This window comes from Marinicella gelatinilytica, from assembly GCF_026410405.1.
GTDB classification, from domain to species: Bacteria; Pseudomonadota; Gammaproteobacteria; order Xanthomonadales; family Marinicellaceae; genus Marinicella; species Marinicella gelatinilytica.
Window position 1 is genome coordinate 1 of record NZ_JAPMLN010000049.1, and the last position, 281, is coordinate 281.

1 pseudogene is annotated in these 281 nt (G+C 42.7%); it reads left to right on the forward strand.

The features are described 5' to 3' along the window. Positions 1-281: pseudogene (locus OS173_RS13490) on the forward strand (IS5/IS1182 family transposase); the annotation flags it as partial.

The following is a 281-nucleotide window of genomic DNA, read 5'->3' on the forward strand; positions in this document are numbered from 1 at the left end:
GAGACGGAAAGCCCAAAGGCTTTTTCTACCTTGATCATCGTACAGTTGATGGTTACTGTAACTTCATCACCGATGTTCATGTCACAGCCGGCAATGTTCACGACTCGATACCTTACTTATCCCGTATAGACAGACAGGTTCAACGATTTTCCCTAAAACCAACAGCGGTGGGATTGGATGCCGGCTACTTTACTGCCAGTATATGCAAAGGAATAGAAGACAGGAAATTATATGGCGTCATAAGTTATCGAAGACCCAATCACAAGAAAGGTTACTTTTAT